The organism is Salipiger bermudensis HTCC2601 (assembly GCF_000153725.1).
In the GTDB taxonomy this organism is placed as follows: Bacteria; Pseudomonadota; Alphaproteobacteria; order Rhodobacterales; family Rhodobacteraceae; genus Salipiger; species Salipiger bermudensis.
The window spans coordinates 264,524-266,330 of the sequence record NZ_DS022277.1 but is presented as its reverse complement, the minus strand read 5'-3'; the positions used below and the strand labels follow the sequence as shown (position 1 = coordinate 266,330).

Annotated in this window: 2 protein-coding genes and 1 pseudogene; all 3 read right to left on the bottom strand. The window is 66.7% G+C overall.

Annotation, left to right across the window (positions count from 1 at the left end; genetic code table 11):
* Window positions 1-168: 168 nt before the first annotated feature.
* Window positions 169-597: a nucleoside/nucleotide kinase family protein gene (locus R2601_RS27455; RefSeq protein ID WP_007801870.1), complete on the bottom strand. Its 429-nt coding sequence runs from the start codon at window positions 595-597 to the stop codon at window positions 169-171.
* Window positions 598-647: 50 nt separating this feature from the next.
* Window positions 648-740: pseudogene (locus R2601_RS27730) on the bottom strand (AAA family ATPase); the annotation flags it as partial.
* The gene (locus R2601_RS25645) at window positions 737-1,732 is read right to left on the bottom strand and encodes a methyltransferase (RefSeq protein WP_195903875.1); all 996 of its coding nucleotides are present in this window, start codon (window positions 1,730-1,732) and stop codon (window positions 737-739) included. The gene R2601_RS25645 and the pseudogene R2601_RS27730, both read right to left, overlap by 4 nt.
* Window positions 1,733-1,807 lie beyond the last annotated feature (75 nt).

The following is a 1,807-nucleotide window of genomic DNA, read 5'->3' as shown; positions in this document are numbered from 1 at the left end:
GTCAAAATTCCAGAACTGAGTTCCAATCTGCCCAAATCTCGCCACCTTGTCCCCAGGCGGCGCATGTCTTGCGACATATGTGGCTCGGGCATAGCTACTATGCGCATCCATTGGTTGTGGGGCAACGGTTTATGTTTCTTGTTTGGTGAGGTGATGTTGGCGGAAATCTCAGTTTTCGTGATTTGTGGCGGCTGACATTCTAGGTATGAGATCCGTAAGTGCGGATTCCGCCGGGATTGTCCCGTCAATCTCGCAATCACTGCGCGACCGCAGCCGCTGGCGCTGGATCTGACAAGCGTGGTGAACGAAATCCTGATACGCCGTAAGATAGCCGCCGAGCCACCGGAGAAACCGTGGTTCCTGCCCGTTCGGAACCGAATCGTTCAATTGTGTCAACTTTCGGGCAAGGGCGACGTCCAACGGAAGCTCGATCCAAACGGCAAAGGCGCGACGTTCGCCAAGCGCCGGATCGAGAGGGCCGAGCGGGGTGTCGAGGAGCACCGTCGCCCGCGATGCCAGTGCACGCTCGATGGCATTGGCAAGGCCTGGAGCCTCCATTTCCTCATAGGGCGCCCCGCGCGCGATCCAGTCCCGCATCGCGGCGGGGCCGTTGCGGGTGAAGGTCTGGAAGTCGTCGTAGCGTAGCAGCGTCGCCCGGTCCTTTCGGCGAGCGCCGTCGCGAGCGTCGTCTTGCCACTGCCCGGCGGGCCCGAGATCGTGATGAGCCGGGGCAGGGTCACGCAGGCTTCTCCGCTGCGGTGACGTGGAAGGTCATGTCGAGCCGTGCTGAAAGCGGCGGCAGGGGGCGCAGCCCGGCGGCCTCCATCCAGCCGCGATAGACCGTCGGTGGCCGGTAGAACGGCCCAAACACCAGATTTGCCGCCGCTGCGAGGCCCGATGGTATCGGCTCATCCGCCAGCGCACCGCGCTCGCAGACGATGAGCCGCCCGCCGGGAGGCAGGTGCATGGCCGCCTTTTCCAGAAAGCCGCGGGCCTCTTCCGGCGCCCAGTCATGCAGCACCGACTTGAACAGCACCGCGTCCGCTTCGGGCCAGGCGGTGTCGCGGGCGTCGCCCGGCAGGAAGGACAGGCGCGGCTCCGGCGCGGTTTTCATCCGGGCGCGGCCAAGCTGGCAGACTGCCGGCAGGTCAAGCACCGTGGCGTGCAGCGAGCGGTGCCGCGCCAGCAGCGCCTCCGCCATCACGCCGGTATTGCCGCCGATCTCCAGCAGGCGCGTGCAGCCCTCGAGCGGCATCAACGGCGCCAGCACCGGGGCCTCGCGGCGCGACAGCGCGGTGACGTAGGCGACCCAAGGGGCGGTGTCCTCGATCTGTGCCGCGCCGGTGCCACGGGCGCGCTCATAGCGGAAGAAGCCGAAGGTCTCGGCCCGCGACTGAAAGGCCTGCACCCCGGACGACAGCGCCGGGCCGTGGCGCAGCATGTCGCAGGCGGCCAGCGCGGTGAACTCGACAAGCGCGGCCAGATCTTCGCGCGCGCGCAGCAACTCGGCCATCGGGGGGCTTGGGCGCCATCCGGCATCGGTGGCCCGGAGCGCGCCGCGTTCGGAGAGGATCTGTACCGTCCATGCCTCCTCGGGGCGCGGGCCGGGGGCGGGCAGACGGTCGAAGAGGCGATGGTGCAACGCCGCCCGCAAGGCCGAGAGGGCCGGCACCTCGTCGAGCAAAGCGTCTTGAAGATTTCGGGCCTCTTCATGCAATTGTGGGGTGTTCATCCAGTACTCCGGTTTCGGCAAGCTTGCGCCAGCGGCAGGCGCCATGCAACATGCCCGCACGCCTTACCGGAGGAT

What these genes read in the sequence shown, in the direction of transcription:
- R2601_RS27455 (WP_007801870.1), bottom strand. Translation starts at nt 597, where the DNA reads ATGCGGGACTGGATCGCGCGCGGGGCGCCCTATGAGGAAATGGAGGCT.
- R2601_RS25645 (WP_195903875.1), bottom strand. Translation starts at nt 1,732, where the DNA reads ATGAACACCCCACAATTGCATGAAGAGGCCCGAAATCTTCAAGACGCT.